We start from the raw sequence: 16,398 nt of genomic DNA, 5'->3' as shown, positions 1-16,398 counted from the left end.
GGCAAACCCCTGCTTTTTAAATGGAAGGAGTTGAATTTAATGACTAGACAAATGATTCAAAATGTCAAACAAGAAAATGTCATTGAGCTGATGTGTGAGGTGTTGGAGCTCTCGGAAAACTCAGAAAAGAAAGTGACAAAAGCGGTAGAAAAATTAGGTATTCAGACATTCTTTACAAGCATTGATGCTTTGGATGTTGAAGAAGTTGAAAAAGACAGAATTAAAGCACTTAGAGAAGTAATTGAAGCTAAGGCAAAATCGTTAGAAACATTGGAAGGGGGACAGTGATATGGCAACTAAAACAAAATACTCAGATAGCTTCTTTCAAAGCTTAAATAAACTGACTGGTATTCCAATGAGTAAATTAAAAAGTTATGCAAAGGAAAATAATCCATTTAATATCTTAGAACATCCAGGTGTTGTTGATCCTAATGACAGACAGCTTGAAAAAATCAATAAGCTAAATGAATTCATTGCCTCTTACAATGTGCTCAAGCTGGATCAAGAAAATGAGAAAATCACTTTTAAATCACCTAGTGATTCAGGGAAATACTTTGCATCACTACTTGGTGGTGTTAAAGACAAGGAAAGGTTCTTAGTTGCCTTTTTAGATAACAGCAATAGCATCATTGAGCTTAGAACTGTGTCGCAAGGCACTACTAATATGGCAGTTGTATACCCAAGAGATATTCTTAAAATGGCACTTGCAAATGATTGTAGTAGCATCATTCTTTCACATAATCATCCCGGTGGTAGCTTAAGGGCTTCTAAAGAAGATGTAGCTTTAACACAACGTATCGTTGATATCTTTAAGCCGTTAGATATCAATGTAATTGATCACATTATTGTAGGTGGATATAGCTTCAGCTCTATGGCTGAAAATGATGTGTTGCCAAGTAATAAAATGGATGTTGCAAATTACGAACCTATTAAATTATCAGTAGCTGAAGAAGAGCAGGTTGAATATATTTCAGTGGATGAAGAGATGGAATTGTAGGAGGGATATTTGATGAATAATAGAACAGAACAAATTCGAGAAAATAACGCTGAAAATATTACGTGGATTCTTGGTGCAACAGGCGAAACAAAGGAAAAGATTAAAGGTTATATTTTAGATTATGGCATTAAAGCCTTTTTATTACACCATAATCAAATTGAACTAGCCATTGAAGAACATGAGAAAATTGGTATATTAAAACGAGTGATTCAAACCTTTGACGGAGATATCGAAACAATAAACTTTGGTGATATGGATGAGGGGTGTTAAGCTTTGAAACGATTTACAGAAGCAGAAATTAGTGAAGCGAACAGCATCAATCTCATTGCCTATGCTGAACAATTAGGGCTTAATCTAAAGAAGGTGGGTGATTCTTATAAAGTCAAAGATTATGGTGGACTTTATATCGATGCTACCGGTGCAAAATGGAATTGGTTTTCTAAAGATGCAGGCGGTGGTCCTATTCAATTTGTTATGGAAATGGAAGGCAAGAACTGGGTAGATGCAGTTTATACACTTCTTGGTACAGAAAAAAGTAATTTTACACCAAGACCTAAACCGATTGTTGACGAAAAAGGATCATTTGTATTGCCGGATAAGAATGATACCTATAAACATGTCATTGCCTATCTCATACAATCAAGAGGTATTGATAAAGAAGTTGTTTACGATTTTATCAGTCAAGACAAGTTATTTGAAAATACTCATAGGAGCTGTGTCTTTGTAGGCTATGATGAAAACCATGAAGCCAAGTACGCCAGTGTACGCAGTACCAATACGAGGGGGAATTCCTATCGGGGAGATGTAAAAAACTCTGATAAGGCATTCCCCTTTTTGTATGAGGGATGCAGCGCAACGGTATGTGTCTATGAATCCCCGATTGATCTAATGAGTTATTTAACTTTGCTCCAGTATCATGGGATTGATTCTTTTGAACATCATATGATTTCACTTGGAGGTGTAGCCGATCGAGCATTAGAATATTACTTAAAGCTGCATCCAGAGATTAATAGAATTATGCTCTGCCTCGACAATGACGAAGCAGGGCATTTTGCTTGCCAGCAGTTTAATGAGAAATATCATGAGAACTATAAGCTTTTAAGGCATAGTCCAATAGGTAAGGATTTTAATGAGGATCTACTAACCATAAAAAGCAATCTACAGGAAAGTCGAGCAAGAGAGCCAGAAGTAAGGTATGAAACAGAAAGGGATATTGAAGAAGAAATGGAGCTTTGAAAGGAGGCAGCAAATGTATTTTTTAAATGAAGATCATGCTTATAATTTTCAAAATATGATTTTAAAAGACCGAACCCATCCAAGTGATTTAGAGAGGATGTCACTTTTTTATATCATTGGAGGGAACGAAGATTTATTTACAAAGTTTCGACATATCTATAACTTTAAGAATCATGAAATTAATCCAGAAATTCTAACAAATGGAGAACTGGACTTGTGTTCTAGTAGTAAGGCCTTGGTTAGACTTGCATATAATCTTTTTAACGGTTATGAAGATGAGTACACAACTCCAAGAGATTTGTTTTGTAATCTGGATCGTAAGAATTATCTAGTTGCCAAAGGTGGAATCGATATGCGATTTAATGGGAATATTGAAAAGCAAATTTCTAGGGAATTGGATGAAGAGATGGAGATTGAGTTTATCTGACTTTTATTTTCAATAGCCCAAAGACCGAATAGGAAAGCTCTGCTTTCATGAGGGCAAGCTTCCACAATGTATGACATTGTGCTTGATGGGAGTTTCCCATACCCTTTTAATTCTTGGGAGCGTTGCTCCCAAACCCTCAGTTGATTCTCATAAAGGTAGGTGATGCTATGAATAAATCAAGGCGAATCAACTTAAGAGTTACAGAAAAAGAATATCAAAAGATTGTAGGTAAAGCGAAAAAAGCAAATTTAAGCATCAGCAGATATGTCTCCCTATCCGCACTGGACAAGGAGATTATTTTTTTTGATGACATTAAAGAGATGAATCATCAATTATCTAAAATCGGTAACAACTTAAACCAGTTGACCGTATTAGCCCATCAAGGAAAAATCAAGGAGGTTAATCTAACGAAGACAAGAGAAGCATTCACCGGTTTATGGGATGAGTTATGCAAATTAGTGAAAGGGAAGAGGTGATGACAAATGAATTATCATATTTATCGGTTTGGACATGGCTGCAAATGGATGGATGATCTTAAGGAAGCTGCTGATTATTTTAATCAATTACCGACAGATGGAAAGTATACCACCATAGGCATTACTGAAAGTTCTTATGCAGTGGATGTTGTAATTAAGGGACAATATGCTGAAGGACAAGACTTTTTAATATCTCAAGACATCAGGAAATCAAAACTTTTTGAAGAGAATCCTGAAAAGATGATTAAAGCACTATCCAATCTATATGAGGCTGTAGGTGTTAAATCTGAATTCAGTCAGAAGATGATTGAGGATTTAAAGGATTTAAGCAATGAATTAGATCATGAATTAGATGAGATGTAGCGCTTATGGCTGTTATTGAATTTATTAACGGGAAAAACAACACCTTATCAGCGCTTAACAGAGTCTTAAAATATATTATCAATCCAGCGAAAACAGAAGAAAATCTTAAAGGCGGTCATAACTGTGACGTTAATACGGCATATAACGATTTTTCTATGGTGAAGTCAGAATTCAGTAAATTTAAAGGCAGACAATTTATTCATTTTACTCAGAGCTTTGCACCCTATGATAAGGTGACACCTGAAATTGTAAAAAAGATTGCTGATGAGCTGGTTCAAATGGAAATCTTTAAAGGTTTTCAAATTGCTTATGCAGTCCATACAGACAGAGATCATCTTCACACCCATTTTGTTGTAAACACTGTCAATAAGAAAACAGGCATAAAGTGGAAACAAAGTGCGGAGCAGCTCCAAATGATGAAAGATTATTCTGATGAAATTTGCAAAAAATACGGATTGATTATTACCCAGGGCAAATCAGGCAGTCATGTGAATCGGGGTGAATACCGTTCTAAAGAAAAAGGTCATAGTTGGAAATATGAACTCTTTTTAGCAGTGAAAAAAGTGAAATGGATTGCTAGAAGTAAAGAGGAATTCATATCTAATATGAAGGCATTAGACTATCAAGTGGATTGGAGTGATACTAGAAAATATATTACTTTTACAAATGGTGAGGGCAAAAAATGCAGAAACAGAAAGCTGTATCCTCCAGAGCATTTTACCAAGGAAGCACTGTTAAAAGCTTTTGAATTAAACAGTCAAAGGATGGATGCTAAACTTTCTCAAGGTAAAATGGAAATGCTTTTATCGGCAGTTCAACTTGTTAAAATGGATACTCCATTAGATACCGGCAAGAACTATCCTTTATCAACACTGGAAGGTGAGGCACTCAAAGAAAAAATCGAAGAATCAAAGAAGGGCAAAGGTCTTAACTGGGACAAAGAAAGTGAAAATAGTATGTAGAAAGGTGGACGATTGAATGACAAAATTAATGGAATTCTACAATCAACTAAAACCATTGAAGGCAGATGGATTAAGAGAGGGCTATCGTAAAATTTTAGAACATGATGGACATGTTTTAGCTATGGGTAAAATGCAGGATGGCTTTGAATTTGTGACTTGGCGATATACCTATGATGGTAACTCCGTTACATTAGGGCATTATTTTACAAGTCTTGAAGGTGCAAAAGAGGATTTTGCTAAACGATCAGGACTCATTAATGCCAATCGGATGTTTGGTGAAACGGACTTAAAATTAATCCATTCAAGCCTAGTGAACTATGTGGGGCTTAATGGTAACTTGAATTATAAGGATGAAAAAGCTATCGGTTCGATTCTTGAAAAAATTGAATTGCTTGTGCCAGAGATTCTACGCCATGAGAAGCTAGAAGATCTTGAAATGGTTGCTGATGACGGGATAGAACTGTGAGGTGATGTGAAAGATGAAGTATAAACAACTGAAGCTGATGATATCAGCGCTAATATTTCTTGTAGGTTTATGGATAAATATTTATTTTTCCACGAACCTACATTTTTTATTGTCAGGAAAAATGAAGGTGCTCACCTTTATTCCAATAAAATCATGTTTTGAAAGTATGGCGGCAAGTGGTCAACATTTGTCGCTATTTTTCTATTTACAAGGCTTTATCCTTCTGTGCTCCATTTACTTCTATCTGGCAAATATGAAACCTTATCAATCAGATTTAGAAGCAATTACTCCTGATATAGCAACGCCGGTTAGAGCAGGACAAATGCAATTTGGTTCAGCTAGATGGCTCACAGAAGAAGAAAAGAACAAAGGCTTTAAATCTATAAAGCTTAGAAAAAACGAATTAAAAATATTAATGGAAAGGACCAGGCAGGATGAAGAAAAAGAAAACAGTCCAAAAGAAAAAAGCTTATCCCAAGGAGAATCCCTTCAAAGGCTATCGGAAAGAAGTCATGAAAAGTCAAATGAAAAAGACTTGCCAGAAACCGATACGCAGGTATATTCGTTACCCAAGCTAAACCAAGGTGGTATCGTTGTTGGCTTTCATAAAGAGGCTGATACTGAAAAGATATTCTATATTGATGAGGATACCCATAGTCTCTGTATTGGTGCAACACGATCAGGGAAAACAAGGTCAGTGGTGCTCCAATCGGTCGGACTGCTTGGACTTTCTGCTGAAAGCTTAGTTATAAGTGACCCAAAAGGTGAAATCTTCACTTATACCTATCCGTATTTTGAAGCTCTTGGTTATGAGGTTATTTGCATTGACTTTAAAAATCCCCTAAAGAGTGACCGGTATAACTTCTTACAGCCAGTCATTGATGCCATTGATGAAAATGATATTTCAAAAGCAGTCGATGTCACATGGGATTTAACAGCTGCCCTTGTACCGGAGAATAGTCATAATGAAAAAATATGGACCAACGGTGAAGCCAGCATTATTGCCAGTGCTATTATGGCAGTCGTTTATGACAATCGTAATGGTAAAGACAGAAGATATCAGAACATGAGCAATGTCTATTTCTTCATCAGTGAGATGTGCAAAGTGGTGGATGGGGCAATGCCTATTATCAAATACATGAAGAACATGCCGGCACATCATCCTGCAAAAGCCTTACTGGCCATAAGTGAAGTTGCTCCAAGTAAAACCAGAGGCTCATTTTATACTTCAGCACTTACAACATTAAGGTTATTTACAAATCCACTCATTCATTCTATGTCAGAAGCCAGTGATTTTGATTTAAGAAAAATGGGAACAGACAAGCAAGTACTGTTTATTGTTCTTCCTGATGAAAAGACAACCTATTATAGTTTAGCCAGTCTTTTTGTTAATCAATGCTATATGCAACTGGTTAAAAATGCAGATGAAAGAGGTGGACGATTAAAAAGACGTGTAAACTTCATGCTTGAGGAATTTGGTAACTTTGTGAAGATTCCTGACTTCGCCAATAAACTTACGGTTGGTGGTGGAAGGGGTATAAGGTTTAATTTATTCCTACAAAGCTTTATGCAGTTGGATGAGAAATATGGTAAAGAAGTCGCTGGCACTATTAAATCCAACTGTGAAACCTGGCTTTATCTTCAGGCAGATGATTTGGGAACTTTGGATGAAATATCAAAGAAGCTGGGGAACTATACCGTATCCACTTATTCTTTAAGTTCATCTCATGGTAAATATTCTAATCCATCCAGTTCCCATAGCGTTAATCTGACCCACCGAGCCTTATTAACGGTGGATGAGATCAGACGAATCAATAGACCTTATACATTAATCACTTCGAGAAATCACCCGGCAATGATGCAATTGCCAGATCTATCGGAGTGGTTTTTTAATACCCTCTTTGGACTTGGAGACAAAGAACACAACAGAAAGGTGCGTGAAAAAAGAGAAAAAAAACGTAACGTAAGAAAATCTTCTAATGCCATTGATACATGGAACATTTGGGAGTATTACACCCAAGAAGAAAAATCGAATTTTGTTTATATGCGAAATATGAAAGGCGGTGAACAAGGTGAAACTTAAACCACTAAAAATGAAAGCAGGAAGTCTTATAAAGACGATCTTAGGAACGCTGGTCGTAATGACGATGTCAACGGTTCCAGTTATGGCGGATACGGTTAAGGACAGTCAAATTGTCAAAGGCACTGAAAAATTGATTCAAGATGTAACAACATGGCTGATGGTTCTAGCGCCTATTGTCGGTGTTTTACTGATTATTTATTTCTTTATTAGAAGAAGCGCAGCAGATGAAATCGATCAGAAAAAGTGGAACAACCGTATTGTTACGGTAATTGTTTCTGTTATAGGAGCAGTTCTAGCTTCTGCAACACTTAATCTGATTATTGGTTACTACGTTTAATCATGGGAAAGTCCCGATTAAAAATAAAAAACAAATTTAAACTTATGGAGGTAATGAAATGAGAAAGTTAATGAACAAAGCACAAATGGAAATGGTAAAAGTAATGGTTAAAGGAAGAGCTGTTCTTGCGGGAAATAGCGGTGAAGGAATGGTAGATTCGGCCGTGAAAATTTTGATCTCAATTGTTGTCGGGGCATTGCTATTAGCGGGTTTGTACGCTCTTTTCGGTGATGTGATTCTTCCTACTTTGAGACAACGTATCCAGGACATGTTTAATTTTACTGGCAGTGTATCGGTACGTTAATCTCATCAAAGTGAAGTCGAAAGTAGCAGGGGCTTTTTTGCCCCTGTAAACTTTATCAGAGAAGGAGGTGCACATTAATGGAATACGTCATTATGCTATTAATCGGAGCCATATTAACTGGCTGTTTGGCATATGTAAATACACTCTTAGATGGCCTTGTTCCCATTGCCCTTCATGCAGAAGACTATATGGATACACTTCTTGGAACCAGTGGTATAAGTGGCATATTTGATATTTTCTTTTCATTTGGTGTTTCTCTTATTGTCTTAAAATTTTTAAAGAAAGGTTTTGAGAGATACATTTTATGGACAGAAGGTGATGCAGAGGTTGAACCTATTATGCTCCTTACAGGGTTTTTCAAGTCACTTGCCATCGCCATTAGTTTTCCAACACTATATGGCTGGTTGGCAGAAATTGTTGAAGACTTAAGCAATGAACTAATTACCACGGTCTCTAATGATATGGCAACGGACTTCAGTACCATTATTACCGGTATTACGAGCGCAGGCATTTTCACGGGTATTGTGTCCATCATCTTTTTTATCTGCTTCTTTATGCTGTATATACAGTTTCTCACAAGAGGACTTGAAATTCTAATTCTTAGAATAGGTTTACCTTTAGCTTGTGTGGGTTTAATGGATCAAGACAATGGAGTCTTTAGAACCTATATACAAAAGTTCTTTCAAAGTACAACAGCTGTTCTGGTGCAGATTGTACTAGCGAAACTGGGCGTTTCATTAATGCTCAATGCTCATGTGTTTTGGGGGCTAGCAGCTCTTTTATTAGCCTTAAGGACACCAAAGTTCTTGCAGGAATTCTTGATTGTTTCAAGTGGAAATGATGGCGGTGGCATGATGAATAGGGTTTACTCAACTGCTCGAATCTATCAAATGGGAAAAGCGGTATTTAAAAAATAGAAGGATGGTGAGGCAGTGGATCTATTAAAAGAAATGGCTGATGCCTTCATCCTTTTAATTCGTGTAGGAGCAGTTTTAAGAGTCGTTCACTGCTTTATTCATATAGGAATTGATGAAGAACAAAGTAGCAGCTATAAGAAAAGAATGAAAAATACAGTAATCTTTTATATCTTAGCAGAAAGCATATGGCAGATTAAAGATTTAGTCATGAGTTATTACATGTGATGGAGGTGCGTATGGAAGAAAGAAAAAAGAATCCCTTGTATATTCCCCAAGGATTGAAAACAAGGGTTGAGATTTTTGATGGGTTCGGTAAAGAAGAATTATTTAAAACCATTATGGTGACCATAGTCGTTGGCATTCTTGATATTATGTATTACCTGATTTTTAAGAATATGGTGGTGAGCATTGTCACCATTCTTGTGGCAATTGCAGGCAGTGTCATGATGTTGACAAAAGACCATACTAATATTTCGGTAGTGGATCAGGTGGGCTTTATGGTTCGCTTTGCCAATTCACAAAAATATTATCCTTACAAATATCAAGATGAATGGAGGTAGCTATGGGAGTTTTTCAAATGCTAACCTTCATCATGCTATTAACTTATGCTTCCATGATTGATCTTAGGACAAGAACAATACCGGATCATATACCTATGCTAATTATTCTTATTGGATTGATTGATATGGAACCCGTATCAGCAGTATTAGGGTTGATCCTTGTTCCATTGCCTTATTTTATTATGGCACTTCTTAAAGAAAACAGCATAGGTGGTGGTGATATTAAGCTCATGGGTGCTTGTGGCTTTTACTTAGGCTTACAAGTTGGATATGTGGCTAGTGTTTTGGGGCTAATGCTTGCGCTTATCATTCATTTCGCTTATAGCGTGATTGGAAATAAAAAGGTGACTAAAAATATACCACTTGGCCCACATCTAGGAGCAGGCTGTATAATAGCCTATTTTGTAATTAAATAAAAGAAAAGATCAGGAGGAATACAAGCAATGAAAAAAATATTAAGAAACAGGACCGTTCTAGGGATAGCCAGTATCGTGCTATCTCTTATTATTTGCTTTGGATTGACCCCCTTATTCAATCAGGTGATTTCTGAGAAAGTATCGGTTGCAAGAATAACAGAGAATATTCAAAAGGGTGACCTGATAACGTCAAAAATGATAGAAACAGTTGAAATTGGTGGATATAATTTGCCGGATACAGTTTTACGTCAGGAAGAAAACATCGTTGGTAATTATGCCTTAACAGAACTTCACGCAGGTGATTATATTTTGAATTCTAAGATTTCAAGTAAACCCCTTGCAAATTATGAGTATTTAACAGACTTTGATGGTAGTGAACGAGCTATATCTGTCAGTATTAAAAGCTTCGCTGCTGGCATGTCTGGAAAATTAGAACCGGGAGATATTGTTACGGTCATGGTTTCTGACTTTGGAGATATGAGAGAAACAGTAAGTCCTGCGGAGCTTCAATATGTAGAAGTACTCGCAGTGACAGCCGGAACAGGTCTTGACACAGATGAATATGAAATAGATCAAGAGGCAATAGAAAAAGACAAAGAATTGCCAGCCACAGTGACATTAAAGGTAAGTGATAAGCAGGCAAAACTTCTTGCTGAGATGGAAGCTAAGGGTAAAATTCACATAGTCTTTGTGTATCGTGGTGAAAAGGAAAATGCAGATAAGTTCTTGGACGAACAGAAGTTGATTTTGTCTGAAAGTGAAGATGAAGCAAAAGCTGAGAAAAATGAAACGGATGCTATAAATCAAGATGAGACACAAGAAAATAGTCAAGAAATTGAGGAAGAAGTGGAGGTAAGTGATGATGAAGAACAATAAAATTATTGCCATATGGGGCAATCCCAATAGTGGGAAAACCACTTTGAGCATTAAGATTGCAAATGAACTGATTAAAAAAAATAAAAGTGTCATATTGGTCATGGCAGACCCATTTGCACCGGCTATTCATACCGTGCTTCCATTCACAGAGACAAAGGATCAGTCATTGGGAGCATTGTTGTCTTCGATTCAGATTTCTCAAGAAAGTATTTTGAAAAAGTGCATTCCAGTCCCTAATACTAAGAACTTAAGTGTTTTAAGCTATCTTCATGGAGAAAATATTCGAACGTATGCAGATTACGGGAAAGAGAGAATCCTTGATTTTTTCATTCTGTTAAAGCATCTTGCAGATCACATTATTGTGGATTGCAGCAGTCAGTTTCACCATGATCTATTGTCAAGAGGTGCACTTGAATTATCAGATCAAGTCATTCGTTTAATATCACCAGACTTAAAGGCCATTAGTTTCTATGACGCTTCGTTACCTTTATTGGGAGAGAGAAAATACAATGTGTCAAATCAGATTAAGGTACTATCCAATGTGAAAGCAGAAATGCCTAAAGATATTGTTGGTAATCGATTTGGGGGCATTCAGAATGAACTGGATTATAGTGAGGAACTTGAGCGACAAGTACTTGAAGCAAGGCTCTTTGAAACATTAACAGATAAAAAGAGCGAGGGATATAATAAGCAACTTCAAAGCCTTATGGATATATTGTTCTTTGGTGAAGATGATCATGAGAAAAAAGAAAAGAAGAAGGAAAAGAAACTTAAAATTGCTTTTCTCAAAAAAGGGAGTGATGCGTAGATGAGTGGTGTGTTTTTAGATTCAGCAAAGAATATCCGGGAATTTTCTGATATCCTTCACGAAGTGCAGGAATATATATCAGGAAAATATGCAATTTTAATATCCCATGACAGCGAAAATCAAAAAGATCAGATGAAGTCCTACATCACCAAGTATCTGATGGACTATTCCTTAGCGGTTGAAGATATGAACCTAGATGAGTTGGTAGAAACCCTATACTCAGAAATGGCAGAGTATTCATTTCTAACCAAGTATATTTTTCGTAGTGACATAGAAGAAATCAATATTAACGGATGGAATGATATTAAGGTCACTTATTCAAATGGCGAAATTTTACCGATAAAAGAAACCTTTAATTCACCAAGCCATGCCATTGATGTCATCCGAAGACTGCTTCATAAAAGCGGTATGATTCTTGACCAGTCACAGCCTATTGTCGTGGGTCATCTATCTGAACGTATTAGAATCACAGTTTTAGGACAAGGTGTTATTGATCCCGCAATAGGTGTTGCGGTTTCCATTCGTATTGTTAATCCAAAGAAACTGGTGAAAGAGGATTTTATCAGACAGAATACGGCAAGTGAAGAAATGCTAGACTTCCTGTCATTGGCACATCGATATGGTGAAAGCCTTTGTATAACAGGTGCAACGTCTAGCGGTAAAACCACTCTCATGAGTTGGATTCTTTCTACACTACCGGATAACAAGAGACTCTATACTATTGAAAACGGGACAAGAGAATTTAATCTAGTCAAGAAAAATGAAAAAGGTAAAGTTATCAATAATGTTATCCACACCGTAACACGACATAGCGATGATCCAAAACAAAATATTACCATGGTAAAACTCCTTGAAACAGGACTTACAGTGAACCCAGATTATATCTGTGTAGCTGAGATGAAATCGGAAGAAGCTTTTTTCGCACAGGAATCTGCAAGGACTGGCCATGGTGTGACAACCACCATTCATGCCAGCTCTTGTATTGCCACCTATTATCGAATGGTAACCCTGTGTAAACAGCGCTATGATATGGATGAAAGAACCCTTTATAATCTGGTAACGGAAGCCTTTCCCATTGTTGCTTTTTCAAAAAAGCTAGAAGACAACTCAAGGCATATCATGGAAATTACCGAATGTGAGATCAAAGAAGATGGAACAAGAGCAATCAGGACATTATATAAATTCAATGTTATAGACAATGCTGTTGTAGATGGGAAACTTAAGATCATTGGAAAATATGAAAAGATCAATGACATATCATTATCTTTAGAGAAAAGACTTCTGGAAAATGGTATGCCAAGTAGCCTTTTAGAAGGGTTTAAAGGAGGTGGAGACCATGAGTAGTTTATTGTTTATCGCATTTATTGCCATGATGAGTGGTCTATTTATTACCTTTGAACTTTCCCCCTTTGACATGGCAACAGACATTTTAAGAAAGAGTGCTAAAAAGGAACAGGCATTAAATGAAAGAATTAAAGCATTAACCAGTAAGAAAAAGAAAAAAGGATTGAAAAAGCTTATTGATGAAACCAAACACGTACTAAAAATGACCAATAAAGAGAATCTATTTATGCTGATCGTCATACTATCTTTAGTGTTTATGACCATCGGCTTTTTTTGGGCCATTACACTAAATAATATGTTCCTTGTACCAGTACTAACCATTGGTTTTTCATTACTTCCTTTTTGGTACGTCCAGTTTACAGCGACAAAATGGAAAAAAGGACTAAACAGTGAACTGGAAACAGCCATATCAATCATTACAACATCTTATTTAAGAAGTGAGAGTATTATCATGGCTATAGAAGAAAACGTCAACTATATCAATCCACCAGTCCAGCATGTGTTTCATGCTTTTTTAACACAGACGAAGCTTATAAATGCCAATACAAAAATGGCACTGGAAAGTTTAAAACCTAAAATAGAAAGCTCCGTATTTCATGAATGGGTGGATGCGCTCATTGATTGCCAAGAAGATAAAAATCTTAAAAGTACCCTGACACCCATTGTATCTAAATTATCAGATATGAGAATGGTCTCAGCAGAACTTGATTATCTTCTATATGAACCTATTAAAGAATTTGTGACCATGGCCATATTATTAATCGGCAACATACCACTCATGTATATGCTCAACAAAGATTGGTACCATACCTTGATGTTTACAGGCATCGGTAAATTTGTGCTGGCAGTCTGTGGTATCGTCATATTTATTTCACTGGCAGCCGTAGTTAAATTATCTAAGCCTGTGGAATACAAGAGGTAGAAAGGGGTGATTAGATGGTACAAATTTTACTTTTATTTTCGATATCCTTTTCTTTAGGTGTGTATCTAATCTTGAAGGACCTATTAAAATTGCCTTCAGGACGAGCTGTTAAAGCGGTTCATGTCATAGATAAAAGGGAAAGAAAAAAATCAAAGAATCTTGAAGTGTTAATCAATGAATGGGCGATTAGATTATCTAAAGTAGTCCATATGACAGATTACAGCAGACGAAGACTTACAGCGACTTTAAAATCAGCAAATATAAAGCTCTCACCAGAAACCTTTGTTGCAAGAGCTTGGCTAAAGGCAGGGATGATGTTACTTTTTATAATCCCTGCTTTATTCATTTTCCCCATGGTATTTCCGGTCGTATTGTTTTTAGCAGTAGCAGTTTATTTCAAAGAAATCCGAAGTGCTGATGAAGCGGTCAGAAAAAGAAGGGAAGATATTGAGTTTGAATTGCCACGTTTTGTTTCAACCTTGTCCCAGGAATTAAAAGCCAATCGAAATGTGCTGAATATCCTAGAAACCTATAAGCAAAATGCAGGCAAGAGTTTTAAAAATGAGCTAGAGATTACCGTGGCAGATATGAAATCAGGCAGCTATGAATCAGCCCTTACAAGAATGGAAGCAAGGCTCAACAGCCCATCGCTGTCTGAAATGATTCGTGGGCTTATTGGTGTACTTAGAGGGGATGATGGCGTTGTTTATTTTCAAATGCTATCCCATGATTTGAAACAGCTAGAGCTACAGCGATTAAAGACAATCGCCATGAAAAGGCCGGCAAAGATAAGAAAATATTCATTTGCCATGCTCTTTTGCTTTTTGATGATGTATCTATCGGTTATGTTTGTTGAGATTATTGAAACCCTTGGGAAACTATTTTAGAAAGAGGTGATGTAGATGATAGAAATTTTAAAATCAAAACGGGGAGAAGGGTATATTGATGTTGTGGTGGTTGTCCTTATAGCTATGATGGTCATTGCTATGGCAGTTAAGGTCTATCCTGTTTTTGTAGTAAAGAGCGATTTAAACACATTTGCTAATGAGCTTGCAAGAGTGGCAGAGATTGAAGGGCGCATTGGTTCAGAAACCACGGCTAAAAAAAATGAACTCAGGGCAAGTCTAGGGATTGATCCAGCAGTAAATTGGTCTACATCAGGGAGTATTGATCTCAATGAAGAGTTTAGCCTTGTCTTAACTTTACCTGTAGATATTGGCTTTTTTGAATTTGGGTCTTTTCCGATAACCCTGACCGCTAAGGCAACAGGTAGATCGGAGGTATATCACAAGTGATAAAAATCATAAAAGATAAACAAGGCAGTGCAGCGATCTTTGCCATTGTCATTATTTTATGTCTGATACTTCTCTTTACAGTTGCAAGCGAATACTTAAGATTACAAATCATAGCAAGTGGTGTCAGAGATGCCCTGCAATCCTCTGTTATTGCTGTAGCGACTGAAAACTATGATGAAGTCTACAATGGTTTAAGAGAAGGCTATTCTGGTGGTTATCAGCTAGATGAGATGGATAGATGGGACGAGCGAGTTGATTCAGGTGCAGTGCTCATGAAATTAAGTGATAAACTGGGACTGATTGGTGGCAATAAATATTCAGGTGGGTATTTGGAATATCGCTTGTATGATTTGGATATTCAGATTAATAATGCACCTTTTGCAACCAGTGATAGTAACAACGGATTTGAAGCAGAAGCCTGGGTGACACTTCTTGTACCTTTATCCTTTGGATGGGAGCATTTACCGCCAATGGAGATTCGACTTAAAGTCAATGCAGGGTATAGTCCTAAGTTCTAAAAAAATAAGTGAAGTATAGACAAATAAAATCTTTGATTATAATATGAATATATAGAACATGTATAGATTGTACATGTTGTACATATTGTTATTGGAGTTGATGAACATGAATAATAAATCTTCTATAAATCTGAATGAACCAAGCTTTTATATCTTATTGGCACTATCTAAGGAGTCGATGAGTGGTTACGAGCTGACAAGAGATATACTAAATATCACAAAAGGTAGACTTGAGGTAAGGACTGGAACCATGTACCCCACACTAAAAAAGTTAGTGGACCATAAGCTCATAGAACAGGTTGAAGAAACCAGCCAAGAGAGAAACAAGAAGACCTATCAATTGACAGAAGAAGGGGAGAAAATCCTTCAACATGAAGTTGATATGCTCAAAGAAAAACTAGAAGAAGTAAAGTTGATTATAAACGAAACCTAAGGAGGTCGTGGATATGAAAAAAATGAATTCAAAACAAATAACATTGGTTACAGGAACATCTTTAATCATAGTTGCAGTAATATTTGGAGCTTTGATTTTTTCAAAGCTAAATACAGGAGAAGTTACTAAGGATAATTTATCATCAGAAAATCAGGATAACATGCCTGTTGTAGAAGAAATTGAAGTATATGAAGAAGTTAAGCCCATTGTTGAAGTTCCTAAAATTCAGGATACAGAAACAGTGGTAATAGAAGATAACGAAGAAGTTGTTTCTATTGAAAAGCCAATGCCCGAACCACCAGAAAAACCAGAACTAGAAGTACCAAAGGATAAACCAGAAACTAATGACGATTTAGAAGATATGGAAAATGTACCAGAGTACGATGAAGAAGATTTAGTTGTTGAAACGGAAGAGGTTGTTGAAGTGAGTAAACCTCAAGAATCAACAGAACCAGAGCCGGTAGTAGAGGAAGAGTACGAAAGCAATTTAGTACCACCATCTGAAAATCCATTTGCTAATCCTGCTAATGCAGTTAATGCTGAAGAAATTGATGGATCTGAATTAAGTGATTATGTTCCTGGCACAGGGGATAAATTTTAAATGAAAATAAATTATTTGAGACAGTCTCTTAGAATATGGGGGACTGTCTTTTTTTGG

General features: G+C 36.6%; 25 protein-coding genes. All 25 read left to right on the top strand.

Annotation, left to right across the window (positions count from 1 at the left end):
- Positions 1-39: 39 nt before the first annotated feature.
- The 25 genes from P0N36_RS01805 (at position 40) to P0N36_RS01685 (ending at position 16,341) form a co-directional block, all read left to right on the top strand.
- On the top strand, positions 40-288 hold the full coding sequence (locus P0N36_RS01805; protein WP_275841058.1) for a hypothetical protein: 249 nt from the start codon (positions 40-42) through the stop codon (positions 286-288).
- A gap of 1 nt (position 289) precedes the next feature.
- Complete coding sequence (locus tag P0N36_RS01800; RefSeq protein WP_275841057.1) at positions 290-997, top strand: JAB domain-containing protein; 708 nt, start codon at positions 290-292, stop codon at positions 995-997.
- Between the two features lie 12 nt (positions 998-1,009).
- The gene (locus P0N36_RS01795; RefSeq protein WP_275841056.1) at positions 1,010-1,267 is read left to right on the top strand and encodes a hypothetical protein; all 258 of its coding nucleotides are present in this window, start codon (positions 1,010-1,012) and stop codon (positions 1,265-1,267) included.
- Between the two features lie 3 nt (positions 1,268-1,270).
- Complete coding sequence (locus tag P0N36_RS01790; protein ID WP_275841055.1) at positions 1,271-2,233, top strand: DUF3991 and toprim domain-containing protein; 963 nt, start codon at positions 1,271-1,273, stop codon at positions 2,231-2,233.
- A gap of 13 nt (positions 2,234-2,246) precedes the next feature.
- Positions 2,247-2,660 carry a DUF6075 family protein gene (locus P0N36_RS01785; protein WP_275841054.1) on the top strand — a complete coding sequence of 138 codons (414 nt, stop codon included), beginning with the start codon at positions 2,247-2,249 and terminating at the stop codon, positions 2,658-2,660.
- Positions 2,661-2,827: 167 nt separating this feature from the next.
- Positions 2,828-3,136 carry a MobC family plasmid mobilization relaxosome protein gene (locus P0N36_RS01780; RefSeq protein WP_275841053.1) on the top strand — a complete coding sequence of 103 codons (309 nt, stop codon included), beginning with the start codon at positions 2,828-2,830 and terminating at the stop codon, positions 3,134-3,136.
- A gap of 6 nt (positions 3,137-3,142) precedes the next feature.
- Complete coding sequence (locus tag P0N36_RS01775) at positions 3,143-3,499, top strand: hypothetical protein (protein WP_275841052.1); 357 nt, start codon at positions 3,143-3,145, stop codon at positions 3,497-3,499.
- Between the two features lie 5 nt (positions 3,500-3,504).
- The gene (locus P0N36_RS01770) at positions 3,505-4,461 is read left to right on the top strand and encodes a relaxase/mobilization nuclease domain-containing protein (protein ID WP_275841051.1); all 957 of its coding nucleotides are present in this window, start codon (positions 3,505-3,507) and stop codon (positions 4,459-4,461) included.
- A 16-nt stretch (positions 4,462-4,477) separates the two neighbouring features.
- Positions 4,478-4,927, top strand: a complete 450-nt coding sequence (locus P0N36_RS01765) for a hypothetical protein (protein ID WP_275841050.1) — start codon at positions 4,478-4,480, stop codon at positions 4,925-4,927.
- 13 nt (positions 4,928-4,940) lie between these two features.
- On the top strand, positions 4,941-7,010 hold the full coding sequence (locus tag P0N36_RS01760) for a VirD4-like conjugal transfer protein, CD1115 family (protein WP_275841049.1): 2,070 nt from the start codon (positions 4,941-4,943) through the stop codon (positions 7,008-7,010).
- The gene (locus P0N36_RS01755) at positions 7,000-7,347 is read left to right on the top strand and encodes an Mbov_0395 family pilin-like conjugal transfer protein (protein ID WP_275841047.1); all 348 of its coding nucleotides are present in this window, start codon (positions 7,000-7,002) and stop codon (positions 7,345-7,347) included. Before P0N36_RS01760 ends, P0N36_RS01755 begins: the two co-directional genes overlap by 11 nt.
- 58 nt (positions 7,348-7,405) lie before the next feature.
- Positions 7,406-7,651 carry a DUF6133 family protein gene (locus P0N36_RS01750; RefSeq protein ID WP_275841045.1) on the top strand — a complete coding sequence of 82 codons (246 nt, stop codon included), beginning with the start codon at positions 7,406-7,408 and terminating at the stop codon, positions 7,649-7,651.
- A gap of 77 nt (positions 7,652-7,728) precedes the next feature.
- Complete coding sequence (locus P0N36_RS01745) at positions 7,729-8,568, top strand: conjugal transfer protein TrbL family protein (protein WP_275841043.1); 840 nt, start codon at positions 7,729-7,731, stop codon at positions 8,566-8,568.
- Positions 8,569-8,583: 15 nt separating this feature from the next.
- On the top strand, positions 8,584-8,793 hold the full coding sequence (locus P0N36_RS01740; protein WP_275841042.1) for a mercury transporter: 210 nt from the start codon (positions 8,584-8,586) through the stop codon (positions 8,791-8,793).
- Positions 8,794-8,804: 11 nt separating this feature from the next.
- Positions 8,805-9,128, top strand: a complete 324-nt coding sequence (locus P0N36_RS01735; RefSeq protein ID WP_275841040.1) for a hypothetical protein — start codon at positions 8,805-8,807, stop codon at positions 9,126-9,128.
- A gap of 2 nt (positions 9,129-9,130) precedes the next feature.
- A complete protein-coding gene (locus P0N36_RS01730) occupies positions 9,131-9,544 on the top strand; it encodes a prepilin peptidase (protein ID WP_275841039.1) in 414 nt (137 codons plus the stop codon).
- A 27-nt stretch (positions 9,545-9,571) separates the two neighbouring features.
- Complete coding sequence (gene cpaB, locus P0N36_RS01725) at positions 9,572-10,420, top strand: Flp pilus assembly protein CpaB (protein ID WP_275841038.1); 849 nt, start codon at positions 9,572-9,574, stop codon at positions 10,418-10,420.
- Positions 10,404-11,228 (top strand): AAA family ATPase, encoded by an 825-nt coding sequence (locus tag P0N36_RS01720; protein ID WP_275841036.1) that lies wholly within the window; start codon positions 10,404-10,406, stop codon positions 11,226-11,228. Before cpaB ends, P0N36_RS01720 begins: the two co-directional genes overlap by 17 nt.
- Positions 11,229-12,572, top strand: a complete 1,344-nt coding sequence (locus tag P0N36_RS01715; RefSeq protein WP_275841034.1) for a CpaF/VirB11 family protein — start codon at positions 11,229-11,231, stop codon at positions 12,570-12,572.
- Entirely contained in the window at positions 12,565-13,494 is a 930-nt protein-coding gene (locus P0N36_RS01710) for a type II secretion system F family protein (protein WP_275841032.1), read from the top strand. Before P0N36_RS01715 ends, P0N36_RS01710 begins: the two co-directional genes overlap by 8 nt.
- A gap of 14 nt (positions 13,495-13,508) precedes the next feature.
- A complete protein-coding gene (locus P0N36_RS01705; protein ID WP_275841030.1) occupies positions 13,509-14,381 on the top strand; it encodes a secretion protein F in 873 nt (290 codons plus the stop codon).
- 15 nt (positions 14,382-14,396) lie between these two features.
- The gene (locus P0N36_RS01700; RefSeq protein ID WP_275841027.1) at positions 14,397-14,789 is read left to right on the top strand and encodes a DUF4320 family protein; all 393 of its coding nucleotides are present in this window, start codon (positions 14,397-14,399) and stop codon (positions 14,787-14,789) included.
- Entirely contained in the window at positions 14,786-15,307 is a 522-nt protein-coding gene (locus P0N36_RS01695; RefSeq protein WP_275841026.1) for a hypothetical protein, read from the top strand. The genes P0N36_RS01700 and P0N36_RS01695 overlap by 4 nt, the downstream gene beginning before the upstream one ends.
- 106 nt (positions 15,308-15,413) lie before the next feature.
- Positions 15,414-15,740, top strand: coding sequence for a PadR family transcriptional regulator (locus tag P0N36_RS01690; protein ID WP_275841024.1), 327 nt, complete (start codon positions 15,414-15,416; stop codon positions 15,738-15,740).
- Positions 15,741-15,753: 13 nt separating this feature from the next.
- Positions 15,754-16,341 (top strand): hypothetical protein, encoded by a 588-nt coding sequence (locus P0N36_RS01685; RefSeq protein WP_275841023.1) that lies wholly within the window; start codon positions 15,754-15,756, stop codon positions 16,339-16,341.
- Positions 16,342-16,398: the final 57 nt, after the last annotated feature.

This window comes from Petrocella sp. FN5 (assembly GCF_029210395.1).
Lineage (GTDB): Bacteria > Bacillota > Clostridia > Lachnospirales > Vallitaleaceae > Petrocella.
The sequence above is the reverse complement of the archived record's forward strand: the minus strand, read 5'-3'. Positions and strand labels throughout refer to the sequence as shown.